12 protein-coding genes and 1 pseudogene are annotated in these 22,187 nt (G+C 42.6%); 2 read left to right on the top strand and 11 right to left on the bottom strand.

What is annotated here, in order from left to right:
• Positions 1 to 6: 6 nt before the first annotated feature.
• From P3T48_RS05990 to P3T48_RS05940, 11 genes are all read right to left on the bottom strand, one after another.
• Positions 7 to 2,208 (bottom strand): glycoside hydrolase family 3 N-terminal domain-containing protein, encoded by a 2,202-nt coding sequence (locus tag P3T48_RS05990; RefSeq protein ID WP_443217176.1) that lies wholly within the window; start codon positions 2,206 to 2,208, stop codon positions 7 to 9.
• Between the two features lie 17 nt (positions 2,209 to 2,225).
• Entirely contained in the window at positions 2,226 to 4,028 is a 1,803-nt protein-coding gene (locus P3T48_RS05985) for a glycoside hydrolase family 2 protein (RefSeq protein WP_276506009.1), read from the bottom strand.
• The gene (locus tag P3T48_RS05980; protein ID WP_443217175.1) at positions 4,025 to 6,088 is read right to left on the bottom strand and encodes an alpha-galactosidase; all 2,064 of its coding nucleotides are present in this window, start codon (positions 6,086 to 6,088) and stop codon (positions 4,025 to 4,027) included. Before P3T48_RS05980 ends, P3T48_RS05985 begins: the two co-directional genes overlap by 4 nt.
• Before the next feature lie 2 nt (positions 6,089 to 6,090).
• On the bottom strand, positions 6,091 to 7,962 hold the full coding sequence (locus P3T48_RS05975) for an FAD-dependent oxidoreductase (RefSeq protein ID WP_276506008.1): 1,872 nt from the start codon (positions 7,960 to 7,962) through the stop codon (positions 6,091 to 6,093).
• A 13-nt stretch (positions 7,963 to 7,975) separates the two neighbouring features.
• Complete coding sequence (locus P3T48_RS05970; RefSeq protein WP_276506007.1) at positions 7,976 to 9,613, bottom strand: DUF4832 domain-containing protein; 1,638 nt, start codon at positions 9,611 to 9,613, stop codon at positions 7,976 to 7,978.
• A gap of 25 nt (positions 9,614 to 9,638) precedes the next feature.
• Positions 9,639 to 11,207, bottom strand: a complete 1,569-nt coding sequence (locus P3T48_RS05965) for a SusE domain-containing protein (RefSeq protein WP_276506006.1) — start codon at positions 11,205 to 11,207, stop codon at positions 9,639 to 9,641.
• Positions 11,208 to 11,322: 115 nt separating this feature from the next.
• Positions 11,323 to 13,041 (bottom strand): RagB/SusD family nutrient uptake outer membrane protein, encoded by a 1,719-nt coding sequence (locus P3T48_RS05960; protein WP_158463479.1) that lies wholly within the window; start codon positions 13,039 to 13,041, stop codon positions 11,323 to 11,325.
• A gap of 11 nt (positions 13,042 to 13,052) precedes the next feature.
• Positions 13,053 to 16,334 (bottom strand): SusC/RagA family TonB-linked outer membrane protein, encoded by a 3,282-nt coding sequence (locus P3T48_RS05955; protein WP_276506005.1) that lies wholly within the window; start codon positions 16,332 to 16,334, stop codon positions 13,053 to 13,055.
• Between the two features lie 158 nt (positions 16,335 to 16,492).
• Complete coding sequence (locus P3T48_RS05950; protein ID WP_276506004.1) at positions 16,493 to 17,863, bottom strand: DUF4832 domain-containing protein; 1,371 nt, start codon at positions 17,861 to 17,863, stop codon at positions 16,493 to 16,495.
• A gap of 221 nt (positions 17,864 to 18,084) precedes the next feature.
• Complete coding sequence (locus P3T48_RS05945) at positions 18,085 to 18,909, bottom strand: FecR family protein (protein WP_276506003.1); 825 nt, start codon at positions 18,907 to 18,909, stop codon at positions 18,085 to 18,087.
• Between the two features lie 176 nt (positions 18,910 to 19,085).
• Positions 19,086 to 19,628 (bottom strand): RNA polymerase sigma factor, encoded by a 543-nt coding sequence (locus P3T48_RS05940; RefSeq protein ID WP_276506002.1) that lies wholly within the window; start codon positions 19,626 to 19,628, stop codon positions 19,086 to 19,088.
• A 417-nt stretch (positions 19,629 to 20,045) separates the two neighbouring features.
• Here P3T48_RS05940 and P3T48_RS05935 point away from each other — a divergent pair, with 417 nt between their 5' ends.
• Together P3T48_RS05935 and P3T48_RS05930 are read left to right on the top strand one after the other, a co-directional pair.
• Positions 20,046 to 21,278: a site-specific integrase gene (locus tag P3T48_RS05935; protein ID WP_276506001.1), complete on the top strand. Its 1,233-nt coding sequence runs from the start codon at positions 20,046 to 20,048 to the stop codon at positions 21,276 to 21,278.
• A gap of 64 nt (positions 21,279 to 21,342) precedes the next feature.
• Positions 21,343 to 22,187: pseudogene (locus tag P3T48_RS05930) on the top strand (phage integrase SAM-like domain-containing protein); the annotation flags it as partial.

The raw sequence follows: 22,187 nt of genomic DNA, 5'->3' as shown, positions 1-22,187 counted from the left end.
TTTTTTCTATTCTATATTCAACTTCAATTCTTTATCACCCACAAGTATCGACACTTCACCAGACTCCACAAATCGTCTGCCATCGGCATCAATATATCCAAGATCTCTCTCCACATCGACATTAAAGGTATAAGTAACACTCTCTCCCTTCCGTATCAATTTCTTCTCAAAGAACTTCAACTCTTTACATGGGCGCGTAATGGTACTATAAGGATCCACAATATACCAAAAGACTGTCTCCTTTCCGTCCCTGTCGCCAACATTGGTTACAGAAACCGAAACCTGAAACTTATCATTCTTGGTCACATGCGATTTACTTGCAACTGGCGAACCATAAATAAAATGCGTATAGCTCAGTCCATGCCCGAAAGGATATAAAGGTTCGCTCGTCATATCCTTGTAAAAGCCCTGATGACGACGGGCACTATTACGTCTGTTATAATAAATAGGAATCTGACCTTGCGCATAGGGGAATGTCATCGCCAACTTGCCTGAAGGATTATAGCGGCCTGAAAGAATGCCTCCAAGCGCATCACCTCCTGCTATACCAGGATGCCAAACTTCCAAAATTGCTTCTGACAAATCCACAGCCTCACCCAGAACAACAGGGCGACCACTTGCCAAAACGAGCACAATCTTACCACCGGCATTATTCACGGTATGCATCAACTTTTGCTGAATGGCAGGCAGACTGATGTCGGCATGAGAATTATTCTCACCACTCCAACTACCTTTCTCGCCCATACACATGATAACAACATCAGCCCATTTGGCCAAAGCCTCTGCTTCCTTAAAGCCAGATTCGTCATCACCGTCAAAATCACAACCTTTAGCATACCTCACTTCGGAGGTTCCAGCAAACTCCTTCTGAATGCCAGCAAGCAATTTCTGAATATCCTGATCCTCACCATGTCCCCACCAACAGCCAAGCAAATCATGTGCATTGTCTGCCATCGGTCCCACCACAGCGATCTTCTTTACAGACTGTAATGGCAATATACCCGAATTCTTCAAAAGAACCATTGACTCAGAAGTTATGTCAGAAGCTACCTGCAAGCTTTGTGGTAGCAGAAAACGAGCTGCAGGCTTTGAAACTGGGGTATAAGGATTTTCAAACAATCCCAATTGAAACTTTACCCTCAGCACTCGCCTCACAGCCTCATCAATAACTGCCATGCTGACCTTACCTTCAGTGACTAAAGACTCCAAATATGCATCATACGAATGAGACATCATATCCATATCGAGTCCTGCCGTTAGCGCTAATGCACCAGCCTCCTTCAAATTCTTAGCCATACCTTGACTCTTCAATTGCTGGATGGCTGCCCAATCCGAGACAACCATACCTGAGAAATGCCAACGATGGCGAAGAACCTCTGTCAACGTATAATAGTTAGCAGATCCAGGAGTGCCACTGATGTCATTAAAGCTACTCATAATAGTAGCTGCACCAGCCTTCACACCCATCTCGTATGGAAGAAGATAAGTATCCCATAGACTCTGGCGGGAAATCTCGGTATAAACATAGTCGCGACCTGCCTCAGAAGCTCCATAACCCACATAATGTTTCAAACATGCGGCAACAGACGTTGCAGCAGCAAGGCTGTTGCCTTGATAACCTTTCACGGCAGCCTGTGCAAACACGCCATTGGCATAGGGATCCTCTCCGTAGCATTCAGCCACACGCCCCCATCTTGGATCTCTGCTGACATCTATCATTGGAGAGAATGTCCAGTCTACACCACTCATTCTACACTCTTGAGCAGAAACCCTGCATCCTTGCTCCACCAATGCAGGGTTCCAACTGCAAGCCTGAGCTAATGGAATCGGGAAAATCGTACGAAAACCATGAATGGCATCATAGCCGAACAAAATAGGAATGCCCAAGCGAGAATCCTCCATGGCATGTCGTTGCATCCGATTTCGCAACTCTGGATCAGTAGCAAAATATATCAAAGAGCCTATCTCTGCAGGGATGTTTTTCACCTCTACACCCTTATTATTCTCTATATTGTTGGTACCCAATGTATACTGATTGAGCTGCAAGACCTTTTCTTTTAAGGTCATACGTGACAAAAGATCCTCTACCCTGTTTTCCAAAGTGGCATGGGCATCTTTATATATCATCTTGGCTTTTGCTGAATTATTCGCCATTACAGGGCGAGCAATACATACGACCAACAGCCATATCATCATTCTCGATTGTATTCTCATAGGTCATGTGTTTATTTAATGTTCTTGTATTCTTGCTGCTTTTTCTGATAGTAGTCATGCATAACATACCAGGCTTTCTTGCGCTGTCCTTGATCAGAAACCAATCCCTTACGGTTCCAACCATCCTGATTAGTAGGATGAAAGCGGAATGGCGACCTGAAGTCAAAAAGAACCCAAGGCGAGACACCTACTAAATTTGGAATATTCTCAAACATCCTCAAATTATCACGATAAAGTTTTGCTTGGTATTCCTCACTCCAGGAAGAAGCTGTCGTATCGTCACCATGCTGACCAAACAAGGCCTCGCCCCCAAACTCTGAAATAAGCAATGGCTTATGCACAGCCACCTTCCATACACATTTGGCAGGTTCCAACGGCCATGGCGCATACCAGCCCATATATTTATTGACGCCAATCATATCCAATTGATTTACAAAGCTATCTTCCATCTCGAACAACTGCGAATTTTCCTTGAAATATACATTATCGAAAGCGGCAACAAATAAGCGAGTTGTATCTACTTCCTTACCAGCTTGCAGCAAATCCGTCAAAAAGGCATTACGAGCATCAGAAGGCCGTGTCTCGTTTGCAATTCCCCAAAAGCAATCAGCGCAACGGTTTTGGTCTCTACGAATGGTTTCTTTCAACATTCTCTTTGCTTTATTTAAGGTTTCCTTATTAGAGAAATCTATGGCTTGCCAAACAGGTATTTCCTGCCATAGCATGATGCCCATCTTCTCTGCCTTGCGAACGATATACTCGTTTTGCTGATAATGCGCCAAACGAACCATATTAACTCCTAAAGCTCTTGCCTCAGAAAGGAGCATTTCGGCGTCACTTTCAGAGCAGGCTCTTCCCATACGCTGTGGTATTTCTTCGTGGAAAGAAATACTACGCAAAAACACAGGTTTCCCATTGAGATGCACTTTTGTCCCCTTCACCTCCACATTACGGAATCCAATCATTTCTGTTACCTCATCGCACTGGGTTTTGATGTTTACTTGATATAACTTAGGAAAATCTGGACTCCAACGTTGTATCTTGGAAATCTTCAAATCTCCAGTTGCCATACCTGATGCGTCTGTTTTTAATAGGAGTCTGCGCTTCAATTCTGGTATTTCTACACATACATCTTGATTGGCAACACCTTCCGACAAAAAGACTTTCACATGTACCAAATCTGCACGATGCTTATCCAATTGAACAAAATAATCGCTAATATATTGCTTAGGCAAGGTAACAAGCATCACATCTCGCGTGATACCACCATAATTCCACCAATCAAAAGACAAAGCTGGGATGGCAGACTTCTGACGACGATTGTTCACCTCCACAACCAATGTATTATCCCCTTGCACCAAAGCATCTGTCACCTCCATTTGAAAAGGTGTGAAAGATCCTTCGTGCTCTCCGATTTTTTTACCATTCAAATACACAATACAACGATAGCTGACACCTGCGAAGTACAAAAAGCGCCGCTTGGCATCTAAAGCATGGAGATGAAAATGGCGGGCATACCAAACAGATCCTTCAAAATACTTGAGTTCAGAAGATTGAGAATTCCAATCTCCTGGTACATTCAGGCGCAAACCTCCATCGAAAGCATATTCATAGAAATCGCTCTTACCTTGAGGCGTTTGGTTGAGATATAATTTCATTTCTTCGCCTCTCTCGTAAAGATCGACGATAGCGTTCCACTTTCCATTCAAGGATTCATATTGCCTACCATAGACATTAGAGATATATGTCTCTGCAGCAAAAGTCTCTCCACAAAGGGAAATGATACATATTAATAAAGCTACTATTTTTTTCATTTCTCAATCTTGTATTGGTAAATTGCAAATTGATTCTTCTCCGGTAAAAAGAAAGAGAGTCGTCCATTCTCATCTATTTGGGAGACAAATGAGGCTCCTTGCCCAGCTATCTTCTCCAATTGAACATGCTCGCCAGGCGTCAACCAGGTCTGCAACCAGGCCTTTTGTCTGTCGTTGTCCTCACGATAAACAATAAAATATCCTTTATCCTGACAAGTCATAGACTGGAAGCCTGTCCAAGAACGCCCTGAAGGCTCATCACCTATTGGCAAGATAACTCCCGAATGGAAGTCATGCTGTATCTTTCTGTAACTCTCTATCAGTGGGGAAACTTTATAGGCTTCCTGAGGCAAGTTGGATGCTTCCATCCATGCTAAAGGCTGAGCAGCAGCAGTAATGCCAAAAAGATAGTCAAAGGAGTAGCTCTTGGGAGCAAAAATATCATTGTCAGCATATTTATCAGCATTGCGCCATTTGTTCAAGAACTCTACCTGCATTTTTTCTGCAGGAACATAACGAGACAATTGCCACAAATTGCGCAAAGTACGATAAGGATAGTAGTTTCCCCAATCAGTATATCTATTCTCCAGAAATATATTTCCATACTCATTCATAGAATGATATCCCCCACGTCTTCCTGCTGTGGCGTCCAAATTAAAGATAACGTGATGATTGGTTTCCAATGCTACCTTGTCAAAAAGATGGCGCAAATTCTCTTCTGCTTGCTTTGTAGGAATCTGCAAACCATCTATCTTGAAGCACTCTATGCCATATTGACGATATAAAGACACAATAGCCTGGGCATCCTTCTCCCAATCGGAAAAATCATTTTGTACACTTGGATTAAACCACAAGCCGATACGGATACCCAACTTCTTTCCTCTCTTCACTATATTTTTCAATCCATGAGGGAACTTCATGGGATTAGGTGTCCAATAGCTGTTGTCCTTCCAAATATCCTTGAAAGAGCCTCCTTTTGTCTTTGAGTTAGGACTTTTACCACTCTGCCAGCCGTCATCCAACTGGAAAACTGTAATACCCAACTTGGCTGCTCTATCTAATTCGCGCATACAAAACTCCTCGTTGATTTTTTCATCTTGGCTTCTATCTCCCCAAGTGTTGAGCATAATCATCTCATCTGAAGAAGATTTTTCCTTTCGCAGTTGTTTTTGGTAAGTTCGCAAAGACACCAATGCAGCTCTCTCCTCACCATGAAATACGCCAAGCACACATCCATACAGACGAGTCCATGATTCCTTCTTTATGTCGGCAGAAGAAACTCCAGGACTGACTACCATAAAGTCATTGAAATCTGTGATAAAGTCGGAACCAGTATAATGCAACTGTGTACTTGAAGAAGGAGACTCTTTCAAAAAAAAGAAGCCATTATCAGTCAATTGGTCCTTGGCAAACAACAGATTACCCCTACAACCGCTCTTGCGATATGGAATAAAATTACGTTCAAAGACCAAATTGTCATTCCAATCAGTATAATCCAAAAACTCAACGGCCTTTGTCTGCCAATGCTTCCCAAACAACTGAATGCGGTCTAATGTTGGAGTTTTCAATTCCGTCACCATATCCTCTGCTGACTCAATATTTTTTCTATCAACATTGGATACATCAGCAACAGACTTCAACTTCTGCATAGTACCTCTAAGATATGTGGTACATGCCAAGGCTGGAGTATTCTCATAAACCTTGAAGACACGCTTTACTGATAATGTACCCTGGTCGTAACAAACAATCACTTCAAGATGACTTGGTTGCACACCATCAGAAAGAACCCATTGCGATGACATTTTTCCATTCCTTGCATCACCTTGAGCTATGGCAAAGTCTGGACGCTCACCACGAGCCTGCATGCAAGTTCCATGCAGTTTATCTGTCAAGGCTATCGTTTTCAACGCTCCATGATTCCACAAGAAACAGCGCTCCATGTAAGAGTTTCCTATGCGAAGGGTATCTTTATTCAAAATGGCATAGCTGCTCTTCACAGCTTTCACAGAACACCATGCCATTGAGAATAATAGCAAAATGAATAGGTTTTTTCTCATAATAATTAATGATTGATAAAAGCACGAGGCTTATCCAAAAATCTATTAGGTTCATTAAAATGCTGAGTGTCGGGTACATCTTTCTTACCCAAACCATCCTGCATCAACACTTTTAGCTCCGGCAAATGATGACGATACACGTCTCTTGGCATAATACCATATTGATGGCAAAGACCAGCAGCCATCCCTACAACCTCCCCCATCATACCCGTGGTTCTCATAACCCTTACCGTACCCAAAGCCACATGAGTACAACTGATATTCCTACCTGCCATAAAAAGGTTGTTCACATTACGGGAATACAGACAGCGATAAGGCACAGCATAGGGATAGATCCATCGATGTATGGTTCGCGTTTTAAATTCATTGCCAGGGAAATGAATACTATTAATACTGTCCGCAAAATGCAAGTCTATGCTCCAACTTGTTGTAAAAGACGCATCTTCGTGCAATACATTTTTATTGATATCTTCCTCAGACAAAACGTAATCTCCTAAAAGACGGCGTGACTCTCGCTTGCCCGCGATATAACCCACCCACGCCAAGGAACGATTGTTGAATTTTTTCTTGTCTACAGAATGATTCTTCAAAAAACTCCAGTTAGAGTAAATAACCAAAAGTCCATAGTCTCTGATTCTTTCAGCTTCTGTTATCTGGTTTTTATTCATACCTGTTTCCCAGGTCCACTCTCCTTTAGTTACAGTTTCCTTATTAGTTTCATTGAAGTTTACACCATAACAAAACTCTGGAAACGAAACCTTATTATCCTTCAACTCTGAATACCACTGAATAGAAGTACCCATAACGACGGAATCAGCTTTAACAGGTGCCAAAGACTCATGATATTCGCCTTGTGCCTCACGCCCCATTCTCCAATCAGCTCCAGCCATATAACCAATCGTACCATCTCCTGTACAATCGCTAAAAATGGGAGCAGAAAGACAGAGTTCCTCACCAGTAGAAATCTGACGAATCACTACAGACTGAATAAGGTTCCCTATCGTCTTGACCTTTACTGCACGGTAACAAGGATAAAGTGTTATATTTTTCTCGGCAAGAATAAAGGAATCTTTCTTGGTATCTTCATAGAAGTTGCCGGGCTGAGCATTACCACCTTTAGTATGTCCAAACTCACGAATCATCCTTCCCAATCCCTGATTGGGCATCATCTCTATTGTTCCTCCTAAATGTACGCGTACCTCTGAAGAATTATTACCTCCTAAAACAGGACGGTCATTGACTAAAGCCACTTTACACCCCAATCGGGCGGCAGAAGCGGCAGCGCACATACCTGCGATACCACCACCTATCACGATAAAATCGTAGTTCTTCTGCTTTAAAATGACCTGTGGATGAAGACGTTTGCGAAGTAGATCAGTTGCTTTTGTATCAAGTCCTACAGGAGACTGAACTTCATCGGTTGTCATATAGACAGCATCACAACGGCCCTCAAAACCTGTCAAGTCATGCAAAGCCAAACTGTTTGTACCTGTCTTGAGCCTCATTTTACCAACTTTTTGCCATTGCCAGTCCTTTCCTTCAGCGCCCAATACCTTAGAAATGATTTTTCCATTAACAGACAAAGAAAAGCGACCTGGCCCAGACTTTTTGCTCCAAGGAGCAGTCCAATTGTATGTCCTTACATATATATAGTAGAGGCCACCTTCTTTCACGTGGATAGTAGTCGTAGCATCATCCACAGGTTTACCCATTCCATGTGCCATCAAATAAGAAGAGCCCATTTGGTCCATAAATTGCTGATCAACAACCCAACCTCCCTTCTGGTGGAAGCTCTCTGCTTCCACCAGAATTTCAGAAGCCTCCACCATAAGGGAACTCAGGAACGCAATTATCGTTATGAGGAATTTCTTGCACATATATACTTTTTCATTATTTAATAATTACATCTGAAAGTTTTACCCATCCATCTGCTGTCTGATATTCATCTCGTGCAGAAATATAAATGCCTATATTGTTGTCCTTTGCTGTATCTACGATACCAACAGCCCAAGTATATTGACCAGAAGTTACACCTTCCAATGTAATCTCTGTACTGTAAGTATGAGGCTTACCCTTCACCCAATCAGAAACTTTTGGCAAAGCATCTACATAGACTTTGACAGGTTTCTCTGTATTCTTGTCCAACAAGGCAAATGCCACCTTATACTTCTGATTCCATTGAGGTAGATTAGTAGGACAATATCCCCAGCCCAAGTTAGACCAACGGTGTGTTAAGGTAACCTTTGCACCAGCAGAAGCATTCTCGGGAACAGATAATTTATCTGGATAAAGACGATAACCACCTTCTGCAATGAATTCTTCTACCAAATTGTATGCTGCATTAAACCAAGAATGGGTTTCACCTGCCTGTGGATTGTTGTTGAATCGGAAATCCATCATATTCACATTAGCACCCTTAGCCTCATCAAACTCACCTTTTCTCACCTCTTTATAATTGGCATAACCATCACCCTTGATAGAACCACCATGAGATGACTCTACCCAACCGCCTTCCATAATAAATGGACATTGATAGCGATAAGTAGTTGCGATGCCGCGCTCCCAATCCTTGTAATATTGTTTCATACCAAATGCATCATGACGAAGTCCAAAACCTTTCTTGACAGCTCTTTCTATCAACTCGGCAGAATCATCAACAGGTGCTCCATCAAACTCCTTGCTGCTCAATAGACAACGGTGATAGTTGATGAAGACAGGAACCTTTGTGAAAGTTTGCGACATCAAGTCGGTGATCCACTCAAACACATCGTATTTTACCTCCTTCTCTGTTCGCTTCTCTGACTCGTTGGGAGTGTCAACTGCCCAATATTTCAGGGAATGTGTTTCACCCCATTTGCCCAAACCAAATCCGCTCACATAATTGGTCACGTCTGGATCATTGTACTTAGCTGCAAAATCTTTCAAGAATTTGGCATATTTCTCCTGGAATATAGGATCGTCAGGATATGGCGACCAAACCTTCACACTACCTGTAGTAGTCACATATCCCTTGCAACCTGCTTCTTTCACATAGTTTGGAGTAAAATTATAATGCTTGTCACGGCTATCAACCACAAAAGTAAAAGCCAGTTTCAAGTTTCGCTCCTTGGCGCCATTTACTAACATACGGAATCTTCTGGCGGGTTCAGTATCTACACCATCTTGCCAAATATAAACACCCTCTTCTGGATTGAAGTCACTCCATGCACCACGGATATAACAGGTTGTACCATAATCCGACACTTTCACAGGACCTACAGAAGACTCAAAATTATCATAGATATCCCAGAAATTATCCATCATTCCACTGCCAATACCCGTATAGATATTCCAACCCTGTAATGGGTTACGGAGGAACTTATAACGCTCTGGCTTGATATTCACAACCTTGTTACCAGAAATATTCCAACTATAATCAGTCGTTCCCAGATCATCGCTGTCGGAACATGAAGTTCCGACAACGAGAGATGAAACGATGAGTGCCAATGACATAATCGTCGTTTTGGCTCCTGACATATATTTTTCCATTTGCATAATTATCTAATATTATTGATTATTTCTTATCAAATAAAACTGTGTTGTTTCTCACATTCACCACAACAAAGTTGCAGCCCTCAGGAATAATAAAGTAAGCATAGCGGTTATGGCTCTGACCTTCTACCGTTTTCTCTTCAACGCCCAACTTGGCTGTGATGTAACCATTGTGGTCATTACGCTTAGCATCGGCTGTAGAACCAAAAGCATACACATTATTATTATGGTTATCAACGGCAAACTTCACCGAAGCCTGTACGACATTTCCTCGTTCATCCTTTTGTGAGCTACGAGGGAGCGCATCACCTTTATATACAAACACACAAGGATCTGCTAAGCTTGGGTACAGATTGAACTTATCTTGATAACCAGTGAAGGCACCAGGATCATGATCAAAAGCATTGAACGTACCATACATATACAACTTTTCTATAGTTGTCTTATAAGGGTTGATACCCAGCGTGGTATTATTCCAGCTAACCGTTTTTGGCTGTAAATCAGTCTTGTCGGAATAGATGGTTACCGTTTTTTCTTCTTTATTCAGAACGATACGATATACACCTGCACTTGGAATAGTCCAATGACGCGATGTTGCTGCCGTATTTGTCGTCACCTGAGTGAACGACGAAGACTGACCATCATTGATATCATGGTTACCATCCTGCATAGGAACTGCAGACATTTTCTGTTCTCCTTCAAAAGTAAACGGAATATAAAGACTACCAGAAGACAGTTCTCCACGCCAAGCATACAAGTTTTCATTCTCCAAGGTCTGGGTCATTTCAACTTGCTCACCAACAGCCGAACCTGCCAAGAACACCTGATCAGCCTCAACAACTGCACCAGCTGCAACAATCTTCACTGTTTGATTATTCATGTTGATTGTGATGCGATAAGTATCAGCTTCAGGAATGATCCAATAATTTGCATCAGAACGGTCACTGATTACAGCAGGCATCTCTCCCAAAGTGGGAGTTGCATCAACTGTTTCTGGCCCAATAGCATTCTCCTCATCTCCGAAATGAACAGGGAAATTAATCTTACCGGCATTCAACTTACCTGTAAAGGAGTAGATAGTACCATCATTGTTTGCCTCGAGCCGTACGTCCTCGTCACCGACAGCAGTACCACCCATAAACAATTCGTCTGCACTAAACTGTTTAGGTCCATAAGTCTTTACGTTCACTTTTGCCGTAGCTATATCAGGTATCACCAAACGAGGACCCTCAAAAGAAGCGGTGACAGTAAACTGCACCTCACGAATGGTACTGGTAAGTTGACCAAAATGATAGACCAAAAGTTCCTGCAATTGCTTGTTAGTATAAATACGTGAGAAATGGCCATCATCCTCATATTCCACTATCTCATCAGCAGTACTTCCAGATACACGCATTTCATACTTATAGGTGGTTATATAATCATCACCATAATTGTGAGCTGTTGTCCAGTCTAATGTCAATGCGGTAGCATCAGGATTATTCTCATCCAATTTGACAAATTCACCCGATGGCTGAAGTTCTATAACCGACTGATTTCTTGAATAAGAGTTGTCTATATCTTCATTACAAGACACCGTGAACATACTCATAGAAGATACCAGCAGCCATACTATTACTTGATTTATATTTTTTGTTTTCATCTGTAAATCTCTTTATAAAATCTATTACACAATGAACGATTTGAAGGGAGGGAATAATCCCGGCTTAATAACCAGGATTATTTGTTAGATTAGGGCACAATTCCATATCATGTGTAGGAATTGGCCAGAGGTATTCTCTATCTGGGAAAGAACGCTTGGCACCAGTTGTACAATAACCGGCATTGAAGAGGGCAGAAAAATCTGCCAAGCCATCTTCGTCTATCTGCGGTGTCATTCCCCAGAACCAAAGTCCCTTCTCTACAACGTTCTTCAACAAATCATCCGGCTGAAGCATGATATAATTATAACCATTGAGAGCCTTTGATGCCAACTTCCATCTCATCAAATCCTGCAAACGAGAGTTTTCCATTGCAAACTCCATACGACGCTCTATACGAACAGCCTTTCTCAATTCCTCCTGCGAACCCATTTTTACTGCAGGATATGCAGAAGTCTCCGAAACATCCACTCCGTAAGCACGGGCACGAACCATATTGATAGCCTTGAGTACGGAATCATCTATCTTATTTTGCTCAATCATAGCCTCCGCATACATCAAGAGTACGTCGGCATAACGCATGATGATATAGTCTTGTTCTACCTTCAAACCATTTTCCATCCAGGAGGCATCAATACCCTTTTTCCATAGCAAGCCCGTATAGGAAGCATATTGATTAACCTTACGAGTATCTTGATTTGACTGAGTTTTGCCCGTGGTATAGTTCATAATGGTAGTTGCTGCAGGACTTGGGTCATACTCAAAACCGCAATGTTCTGTATTGAAAGCCACAATAGTCATGCTGCAACGAGGGTCACGATTCTTAAAAGGATTACGAGGGTCAAACAAAGGAGACTCGTCAATGGGCAAACCATCGGTACAGAGATAAGATGCCAGCAGATCCCAGGATGGATTGTATGAACCATACCCGCCAGCATTACGTGGAAGACCATTCTTCACAATCCAAGAATCTAAAACAACATCATTTTCTATAGAGCGAGGTAAGACGAAGACCTTTTCTGGGTTTACTTTGGTACTTTGCTTAAACAGTTTGGCATAATCGGGTTCCAAAGAATAAACACCTAAGTCCATACAGGCCTTTGCGGATTTTTCCGCCATTTCATAGTCACCCATGTAAAGTGCAAAACGAGCTTTCATAGCCATCGCTGCACCTTTGGTAAAATGAACGGGAGCACTTTGACCATATGATACAGGAAGACCTTCGATTGCCTTATCAAAATCCGCATACACAAGAGGGATCAACTCCTCTTTTGGACGACGCCCCTTCTGTTCTGCCTCTGTAATCGTTTCTGTCCTCTCCAAATAAGGAACATCACCATAGAAGAAGATCAAATCGGCATATTTGCAAGCACGGGCAAAACAAGCCTCACCCGTATAACGGTCTATCACCGACTGAGCCACGTTTCCCTCTGCTTTATGTATATTTTCCAACATCGTGTTGGCACGAGCTATCAGCTTATAGCTCTGCTCCCACAAGGCGTAAACCTCATATTGCTGACCATTCATGGTTCCATCAAGAATGGTACCCTTGCTACCTGGGTTGCGGTTCTGCAAACGATAGGTTGTATTGTCACACCATTGTTCTGAAGAATTTAATGGCTCCTGCCAATAACCCAATATGTAAAACTCATTAGCCGCCAAAGCCAACTCTGTTTCATTTGTATACCAAGAAGCTGTATTACCTTGAGACTTTGGAACCAAATCCATACTTTCACAAGAGACCAATGCCAAGCTCAAACCAGCTAAAAATATCTTAACTTTCATATACTTTTCATTTAAAAATTAACTTGAACACCAACAACCAAAGATGTAGTGATAGGATAAGCACTTGTACCCATTTCAGGATCCCAGCCCTTAGGATAATTGCTGATACAGAACAAATCAGATCCACTGATATAGAGACGAGTACGGTCTATTCCCACATACTTTGTCCAGTTTTTAGGAAGTGTATAACCCAAGGTTACATTCTTAAGACGGAAATAGGAACCATTAAACATCCAGTAGCTGGAAGTGGCATAGTTGTTATCTTTGCTCACATTGGACAGACGTGGATACTTGGCACTCGCATTCTCTGCATCAGTGTTGAAAGGACTCCAGTACTTGCCTTCAATGATTGCCGGCACATTGCCAAAATTGTTTCTGAATGGCTGCACCATCGCCTGGTCAAGATAAGCATTCTGCTTGCCTATGCCCTGGAAAGCAATGTTCAAATCGATGCCCTTCCATGAAGCACTCAAGTTGCCACCATACTGATAACGAGGAAGAGAGTTGCCTAAAGGCACTCTGTCGTACTCTGGAGAGATCTTACCATCTGGCACGCCATCAGGACCACTGATATCGCGGTATTTCAAGTCACCTACAGTTACAGAGCTACTCGTTCTTGCAGAGTTTTGCACCTCATCTTGTGTCTGATAGATACCATCACAAACATAGCCATAGAACTCATTAAACAAGACCCCAGCTCTTTTAACTTTTCCACCAGAAATAATGTCAGAGTTGTTCAAATAATCTATCTTAGACAAATAGTCAGAGAAGTTAAGACCAACACTGTACTTGAAATCACCAATATGATCTTGCCAACTTACATCAATGTCATAACCATGTGTTGACATCTTGCCCGCATTGGTATTAGGACTGTTGTAACCCATCGTGTAAGGAATCTGAATGGCAAGCAACATATCTGTTGTCTTTTTCCAATAATAATCAAAATTGATATGCAGACGATTGTTCAAGAAATTAGCATCAAAGCCTAAGTCCGTACTGGTAGTAGTTTCCCAGGTGATGTCTTCCACTGCCAATACTGCAGGGCGGGCTGTCGATCCAGAAACAACACTTCCATCGGCCATATAGAATAAGGTACTGCCAAAATTCATCAAGGCTATGTATGGAAAATAGTTGCTTCCAATACGTTCATTACCCAACTTACCCCATGAAGCGCGCAATTTCAGATAAGACAACCAAGGCAAGTTTGCCTTTTGCATAAAAGGCTCCTCTGACATTACCCAACCGGCTGAGAAAGAAGGAAATGTTCCCCAACGATAATTCTTTGCAAAACGTGAACTTCCATCACGACGCACATTGGCTTGAAACAAATAACGGTTGGCATAAGAATAGAGCAAACGTCCAAAGAAAGAGTTGGAAGTATATTCTGCTCCTGTACCACTATTAGTCTGAAAATCTTCGGAACCGATGTTCAAAAAAGGATAATTTGTCAGTTCATACTGATCGCGTGCAGCAGACAAATTCTCGCTTTTCATATAATAGTTCTCAAAACCAGCCATTACCGTGATGTCATGCTTTCCAAAAGTACGCATATAGTTGGCCAGCAACTGGCTTGTGACATGCCAATTGTCGTTACGTCCTTCAGTAAGTTTGTTGGTGGCATAAAGAGAACCTGCATCCAGATAGCCTCCGATGACATCTGGGTCGTCAGGCAATGTGTACCAACATGCCAATTTAAACTGCTTGCTCTTTTGATAATTGATGAAAGGAGAAATTATAGCCGAAAGACTCAGACCTGTCAATGGTTTATAGGTCAAAGAACCTTTACCAGACAACTGTGTACTATGAGATACCGTACTACCACCATTCTTCAACAGTCCATAGGGATTGGAACCACTTTTTCCAGAGGCGATACGACCATCACTCCACATTGCTGGATAAATAGCTGGCATCAGACGCATTGTGCTGAATGGATCATAAATCTGATTACGGCTCTTGGCATGACGAATGCTCACATCCAAGGATGCACTCAATTTCTTATTGATATTAAAATCGTTGTTAGCACGGAACATATAACGTTGGAAACCACGACCATCGTAAAGACCATCCACCTCATCATAAGTCAAGGTTGCAACAGATTTCACCGCCTTGTTTCCACCAGACACTGTTAAAGAGTGAGTCATACGAGGTGCACTGCTGTTCAATATCAAACCTTGCCAATCGGTTATAGGATAATTATTGGGATCCGTCTGATTGTATTTCACCCAATTCTTGGTCTGGTCTGCAGTATATACTTGGAAGAATCCACCTGAAGGATTGTCGTTATACTGTAACTCGTTGTTCATTTCCAAATAACGGGTCACACCAACCATGCTGGGCTGCCTGGTACGGATTTCCCATCCAAACTCAGCATTATACTTCAAGTCTATCTTACCCGTATCATTGCCACGCTTTGTAGTCACAAGAATAACTCCTGCGGCGGCCTTTGATCCATAGATACTTGCTGCGGCGGCATCCTTCAACACAGAAATGCTCTCCACATCATTGGCATTCACATAGTCCAATGTGCTTTCTACGCCATCCACAATAACCAAAGGACTTGATTCACCAATGGTTGTGATACCACGCACACGGATGCTGCTCGCACCAGAACCTGGCGCAGATGAATTACGAGATACCGTCACACCAGAAAGAGAACCTTGCAATGCGTTTGAGAGCATTGTCGTACGTTTGTTGACCAATTCGTCACCCTTGACAGCAGCAACAGCACCTGTCAAATCCTTCTTCTTCACTGTACCATAGCCAATCACCACAAGCTCGTCCAAGCTGTTGGTATTCTCCTGCAACTCAACATCGTACTTACTCTTAGAGCCACTAATCTTGACCGTTTGGTCATTAAAGCCAATATAGCTCACCACCAATTCTGCTCCAGAAGGAACTTCCAACTCGAAATTACCATCCATATCGGTAACGGTGACGATGTTGGTACCTTTTACTTTCACTGTGGCACCTATCAATGGTTCATTGTTGCCATCGCCAACCACACCCTTAATTTTTCTGCCTGCAGTTCTCTTACTTTCTCTCTGGAACGTTTGCTTGTTAACTTTCTCGCCTAAGGAGATGGTAACTTGGCGGTCATTGATGTGATACTTAAGTCCTGTCTGCGAACAAACAGCAGCCAAGATGTCTTCTACAGATTTGCCTTTTGTTGCAACATAGACTTTCTTTGTCAATAAGTTCTTTACATGCTGGTCATACACAAATACATACTTGCTATGGCGCTCAATGTAATCAAAGACCTGCTTCACCGTAGAATCGTCTGCCTTTAAAAGCATAGTTTCCCCCAATTCGGTTAACGAAATGTTTGAAGCTTGTAACGAAACAACTGGGAATGACAGTAACCCTGCCAAACATAGCATTCTCATGCCAGTGCTCGTTTTTCCAACAATAGTAGTTAGGTTCATAAGCTTATTCTTTTTAGTTATTATGATGATTAATTAATTTTTATTGTTCCTAATCTGAGCCATCCATTCCTTTGGCAGTTCTGGTCGACCGCCATGATTATTCCAGGCTCATTCCGTTGAGTAGTATCTACCAATGCAACTTGCCAGGTATAGGTTCCCTTAGGAATGCCCAGTAAGCTGACAGATGTGATATATTCTCCGTCTTTTCCCTTTATCCACTGCGAGAGGTCAGAGTCTGTCACCACAAAATTCTTCACCCTGTTTCCTGCCTGATCACTCAAGGAGAAGCAAACTTTGTACTTTTGGTTCCATTGTGGTATATTGGTAGGACAATAGCCCCATCCCAGATTTCTCCATTGATGCCGTATGCTAACCATTCCATTCTTATCAGCCTTATCTGGAAGGACTATTTTCACAGGATAAAGACGATATCCACCTTCTTGTGTGAATCTTTTTATCAGGTCAAAACATTTGCCAAACCAGGAACGGGTCTCATCATTGATACGCAAATCCATCATGTTGACATGTGTCTCCTCGCCAATTTCATACTCCCCCTTTCGTACGTCCTCAGAATGTCCTTCTCGATACTTGCCACATGGGTCTATCCAATAGCGATGATGAGCCTTGGTAATCCATCCTCCCTCAAAGATGATGGGACGCTGGAAGAACCACTTCTTTGCAAAATTCTTTTCCCAATCTTTATAATACCCTGTCATTCCAAATGCATCATGGCGGAGGCTATATCCTTTGGCTATCGCTTCCTCCAGCATTTGCTTGCTATGAAGATTTGGAGCAGCCCAACTCAGCGTATCACCTACAAGTCGATGATAGTTAATCAAAATTGGGACTTTCTTAAAAGTGCGACTATACAAGTCGGTTATCCAGTTGAAAACTTGTTGTTTATTATTATAATCTTGATACCTTACCGCATGCGACTCTCCCCATTTTCCCAATCCATAGGCATCTATAAAATCTACCACATCTGGATTATCAAAGTAATCGGCAAAAGCCTGAATAAACTTCCCGTATTTTTCCTGAAACACAGGATCGTCAGGATATGGCGACCAAATTTTTGGATTGTTGGGGTCTTGGAAGCCTTTTGCTCCTTCCTCTTTTACATAAATAGGAGTATTCTGCCCTTGGTCTCTGCTATCCACAACGATGCGGAAAGCCAAGCGGAGTTTTCTTTTCCTTACGCTTTGAAAAAGTTTGCTAATGCGGGAATCTTTATCCAGCCATTGATATTTTCCTTCTTCAGGTTCCAAAGAACTCCAACTCGTACGCAAGTAGCATGTGCTCGCGTAGTCAGACACCTTGACTGTCTTACCTTCTCCCACAGGCATGGCATCATACCCTTCCTTTGCCCAGAAATTTTCATCCCAGGTTCTTCCTAAATACATAACCCACCCCGTAAGCGGATTTTTCAACACATGCACTGTATCAGGTTCAAAGCTGTACACTCTCACTTTTGCCTCCATACGATATGCTCCACAAAGCATTGCAAAAAGCACAAAGATTTGCAAAATATACTTAAATTTCATACGCTATTTAGGTTTTTGTGATACAAAGTCCCCTTACCCATAGGAGGGCACTTTCTTTGCTAAAAAATATTAATGTTTGATTAATTGGTTACTATATAGATTTCACCATTTTTCCGTATGGTCTTAATCTTTACCATTCCCTTGATAGTTTTCAGGACATCCATAACCGAATCCTGCAACACAAGTTTTCCATATAAAGGCGTAGAATTAACATGATTACAAACTATTTTCACGCCATAATACTGGCTAAGCATCTCTGCTATATCATTCACACTTTCGCCTTGCAACGTCAACACGCCATCCATCCACGAAGTATAATCCTGTGCATCTACCTGCGTCTTTTCCACAAAAGACCCATTCTCGACAACAACCTTTTCTGATGGCTTCATACGCACCAGGTCTTTGTTATCTGTAGTAATCTCTACAGAGCCTTGTGCCAATACCACACTTGACTTACTGTCATCATAATTGGATATATTAAAACGCGTACCCAACACCTTGACTTTAAATTTTCCACTATTCACAACAAAAGGATGCTCAGCATCATGAGCCACCTCCAAATAAGCTTCTCCCTTTATCGAAACCTCGCGTCGTTCTGCGCCCTGGAAAGTTTTAGGATAACTTAGTGTTGTACGAGAGTTAGCCACAAGTTTGGTGCCATCAGAAAGCATGATGGTCATTTTCTCTCCCACAGGCACAATAATATGTTGCATCTCCATTTTTTTAGTACAAGCAGTTAATGTCTCAACACGGCGAGTATCTAAAATCTTCCAAAGACCCAGGCAAACAAACGTCAACAAGATACAAGCTGCAACTGACACACGAGCCCACTGGCGACGATGCGATCGACGCTGTTCGTCATGAATCTTCATGAATGTCTTCTGCTTAATCGAGTTTGAATCCATTTTTTTAGGAAAAGACTGCTCCACGAAAGACCTCAATTTAAGGTCCTCCACAGAGTCGTCATATTTATAATTATTAATATTATCTTCCATTTTCTATTGTTCTTTTATAAGAAGACGCTTTCCTTATTTATATCTATAGGTGCATCTCTCATTATTTTTCCTACTTTTAGCAAAAATCAGCCATGTTTCAACTTCTTTTTCAAAGTGGTCATTGCAAAACCGATATGATAATTGACCGTTGCAAGAGAAATATCCAACATTTCTGCTATTTGCTGATATGGCACTCTCTCTATCTTTGCCAAGAAGAAAACGTGTTTACATTTCGGCGGCAATGCCTCTATGGCCAACTGAAGAGACCTCATCTCTTCGACCGAAATCATATGATCAGCAGGAGTTTCTGTCACAGGGAAACAAAACTGGGTCATTTCGTCCATAGAAACATCCAGATGTCTCTTCTTTTCTTTCCTGAGACAAGAAATAGATTTACGATAAATTAGGGTGTTGAGCCATGCCTTCATGTTCTCAACTTCCATTATTTTTTTTCTGTTTTTCCAAACCTCCAAGAAAACATCACTGACTATTTCCTCTGCCATCTCTTTATTATATAGGATTCCGTATGAATGGTAATAAAGCCCATCCATATATCTGTTCATAAAACTGTTAAAGGCGAGCTCATTTCCTTGAGCAATCAGTAACATTTCTCGTTCCAGATCTTCCATTCTTCAGTTATTTAGGTTACAATAGGACTTTCCCAAAACTTTAGGGCACCCTTTCACCAATAGAGACGCAAAGGTATCAAAAATATATAAGTTAAAAACAAAGAAAACGCCATCTTTTAATCTTTTTAACATAAAGCTCTAAAGCAGCCAAAGGAGAATAAGAGAGGTTGGAACGTAAACAGTTGGGAATGAGCAGATTTGCACAAAGTTGCCAAATCGGCATAAAGCAAGCGAGTGAGGAATATTGAAGTAGTTCAGTTACTAAATCGTGAGCCACAGTTACCTATGCAAAGCAGGTAACAATGCGGAAAGGCAACTTTGTGCATCAACGGATTTCATTGCTCTGATTCTCAATGTTTTGCGTATCAATGAACGCTTACAAAATGATTATATTTGCACACTCAAAATGTAAGCGTTATGAAAATCGAAAAATTCAAGGTGTTGCTCTACCTAAAAAAGAGCGGAATGGACAAGAATGGAAAAGCTCCCATCATGGGACGCATCACGGTGAACAGGACTATGGCGCAGTTCTCCTGCAAGTTGTCTTGCACTCCATCGCTTTGGAATCCTCGTGCCAGCCGATTGGAGGGCAAGAGCAAGGAAGCCGTGGAAACCAACAAGGACATCGAGCAGTTGTTGCTTTCCATCCAAAAGGCTTTCGATGTGCTTGTGGAAAAGAGAACGGACTTCGAGGCTAAGGATGTCAAGGAGGCTTTGCAGGGCAGCGTCAAGACACAGACCACCCTTCTCTCCTTCGTGGACGAGCATATCAGTGAACTCAGCACCCATGAGGGCATCGATATGTCGAAGAGCAGTGTCTGGACTTACAGAAAGATTCGCAAGAATCTCGCTGAGTTCATCGGGGAGAAGTATAGGTTGACTGATTTGGCTTTCGGACAGCTGACCGAGCCTTTCATCAGTGACTTTCACCATTACCTGCTTGACGAGAAAGGCTTTTCATCAGGAACCATCACCATCTATGTGTCGCTCTTCAAGAAGATGTGCCGCATCGCCTTTGAGCGAGGCTTGTGCAAGAACCTGCTGTTCGCCCATTATCGGGTTGGCACTCCAAAGGTTACGACACCCAAGGCTCTCAGCATGTCTGATTTCATAAAAATCCGTGATGCGGAACTGCCCGAAGACAAGCCGAGACTATCCGTTAGCCGTGACCTGTTTCTTTTCGCCTGCTATGCAGGAACAGCCTTCATAGACACCGTTTCCATCACGAAAGCCAATGTCAAGGTGTTGGAGGATGGCGACAAATGGCTCATCTATAACCGCAAGAAGACCGGAACACTTGCCAGGGTGAAACTCCTGCCCGAGGCGTTGGAGCTGATGGCGAAATACGAGGACGGGGCAAGAGATACCCTTTTCCCATTGCTGAGCACGAATCGTGTTCGTATCGATCTCATCACCATCTGCAAGTTGGCGGAAACGAGCAAGACCTATTCCTACCATTCGGGACGACACTCGTTCGCCAGCCTCATTACGCTGGAGGCTGGTGTGCCGATGGAGACCATCTGCAGGATGCTCGGTCACAAGGATGTGAAGATGACGCAGCGGTATGCGAGAGTAACCCAAAAGAAGCTGTTTGAGGACATGGACAAGTTCATCGCTGCAACCGAGAAGGACTTCGTTCTCGCATTATGACCAAGGCTTTCAACTTTTCTTTTTACAGTTTCAACTACATTATTATATTATAAGGACAACAACTATGAGCAGAAGTACATTTTCAATTTTGCCTTACATCAACAGACAGAAGGTGAAGGCAGACGGAACAGCCAACATACTTTGCCGCATCACCGTTGACGGCAAAAGTGCAGCCATTTCCACAGGCATATCCTGTACCCCACAGGAGTGGAACGCCAAGAAGGGAGAGGTACGGAACGCAAGGGACAGCGGACGATTGGCAAGTTTCCTTGCTGAGGTCAAGGATAAATACAACTCACTTCTTACCACCAACGGCATCATCACCGTGGAAATGCTGAAGGCTGTGTTGAAGGACAAGGACACGACAGGAAGGTTCTTGCTGAACTTTGGTGATACCATCGTGGAATGGTATCGAACCTCAAAAGCCAGACAAACCTTTCTGCACAAGCGGACATGGCAGAAGAACCTGAGAGCCTTTGTCCATTCGTTGGAGAAGGACGACATCGCCTTTGAGGACATAGACGAGAATTTCGGGGAGGAATACAAGCTATTCCTGAAACGAGACCAGGGACGTATCGACAGCTACGTGAACCATTGCCTTCTCTGGCTGAACATGTTGATGTACAAGGCAGTGGACAGGAGCATTATCCGCTTCAATCCCATAGCCAAGATAGGGTATGAGAGGAAGGCAGCCCCGAAGATGACCCATATCAGCAAGGCAGACTTCATCAAGATGCTCTCTACCCCGATGGCTGACGAGCGAACGGAGCTTGCACGCAGATGTTTCATTTTTGCCTCGCTCACCTCCTTATCCTATATAGATGTAAAGAAACTGTACCCTCACCATATCAGTGGTCGGTAGCCCCATCTCTCGTAGAACTACTTCAGACGGAACGACTATACCCAGTA

This window comes from Segatella intestinalis (genome assembly GCF_029348455.1).
Classification (GTDB): Bacteria; Bacteroidota; Bacteroidia; order Bacteroidales; family Bacteroidaceae; genus Prevotella.
Note: the sequence above shows the minus strand (reverse complement) of the source record. Positions and strands in the feature narration are given on the sequence as shown.

Bases quoted from the DNA above. Each gene is read 5' to 3' on its own strand.
- P3T48_RS05945 (WP_276506003.1), bottom strand. From the start codon at position 18,909: ATGGATTCAAACTCGATTAAGCAGAAGACATTCATGAAGATTCATGAC.
- P3T48_RS05965 (WP_276506006.1), bottom strand. From the start codon at position 11,207: ATGAGTATGTTCACGGTGTCTTGTAATGAAGATATAGACAACTCTTAT.
- P3T48_RS05960 (WP_158463479.1), bottom strand. From the start codon at position 13,041: ATGAAAGTTAAGATATTTTTAGCTGGTTTGAGCTTGGCATTGGTCTCT.
- P3T48_RS05940 (WP_276506002.1), bottom strand. From the start codon at position 19,628: ATGGAAGATCTGGAACGAGAAATGTTACTGATTGCTCAAGGAAATGAG.
- P3T48_RS05985 (WP_276506009.1), bottom strand. From the start codon at position 4,028: ATGAAAAAAATAGTAGCTTTATTAATATGTATCATTTCCCTTTGTGGA.
- P3T48_RS05935 (WP_276506001.1), top strand. From the start codon at position 20,046: ATGAAAATCGAAAAATTCAAGGTGTTGCTCTACCTAAAAAAGAGCGGA.
- P3T48_RS05955 (WP_276506005.1), bottom strand. From the start codon at position 16,334: ATGCTTTTAAAGGCAGACGATTCTACGGTGAAGCAGGTCTTTGATTAC.
- P3T48_RS05970 (WP_276506007.1), bottom strand. From the start codon at position 9,613: ATGGAAAAATATATGTCAGGAGCCAAAACGACGATTATGTCATTGGCA.
- P3T48_RS05975 (WP_276506008.1), bottom strand. From the start codon at position 7,962: ATGTGCAAGAAATTCCTCATAACGATAATTGCGTTCCTGAGTTCCCTT.
- P3T48_RS05950 (WP_276506004.1), bottom strand. From the start codon at position 17,863: ATGTATTTAGGAAGAACCTGGGATGAAAATTTCTGGGCAAAGGAAGGG.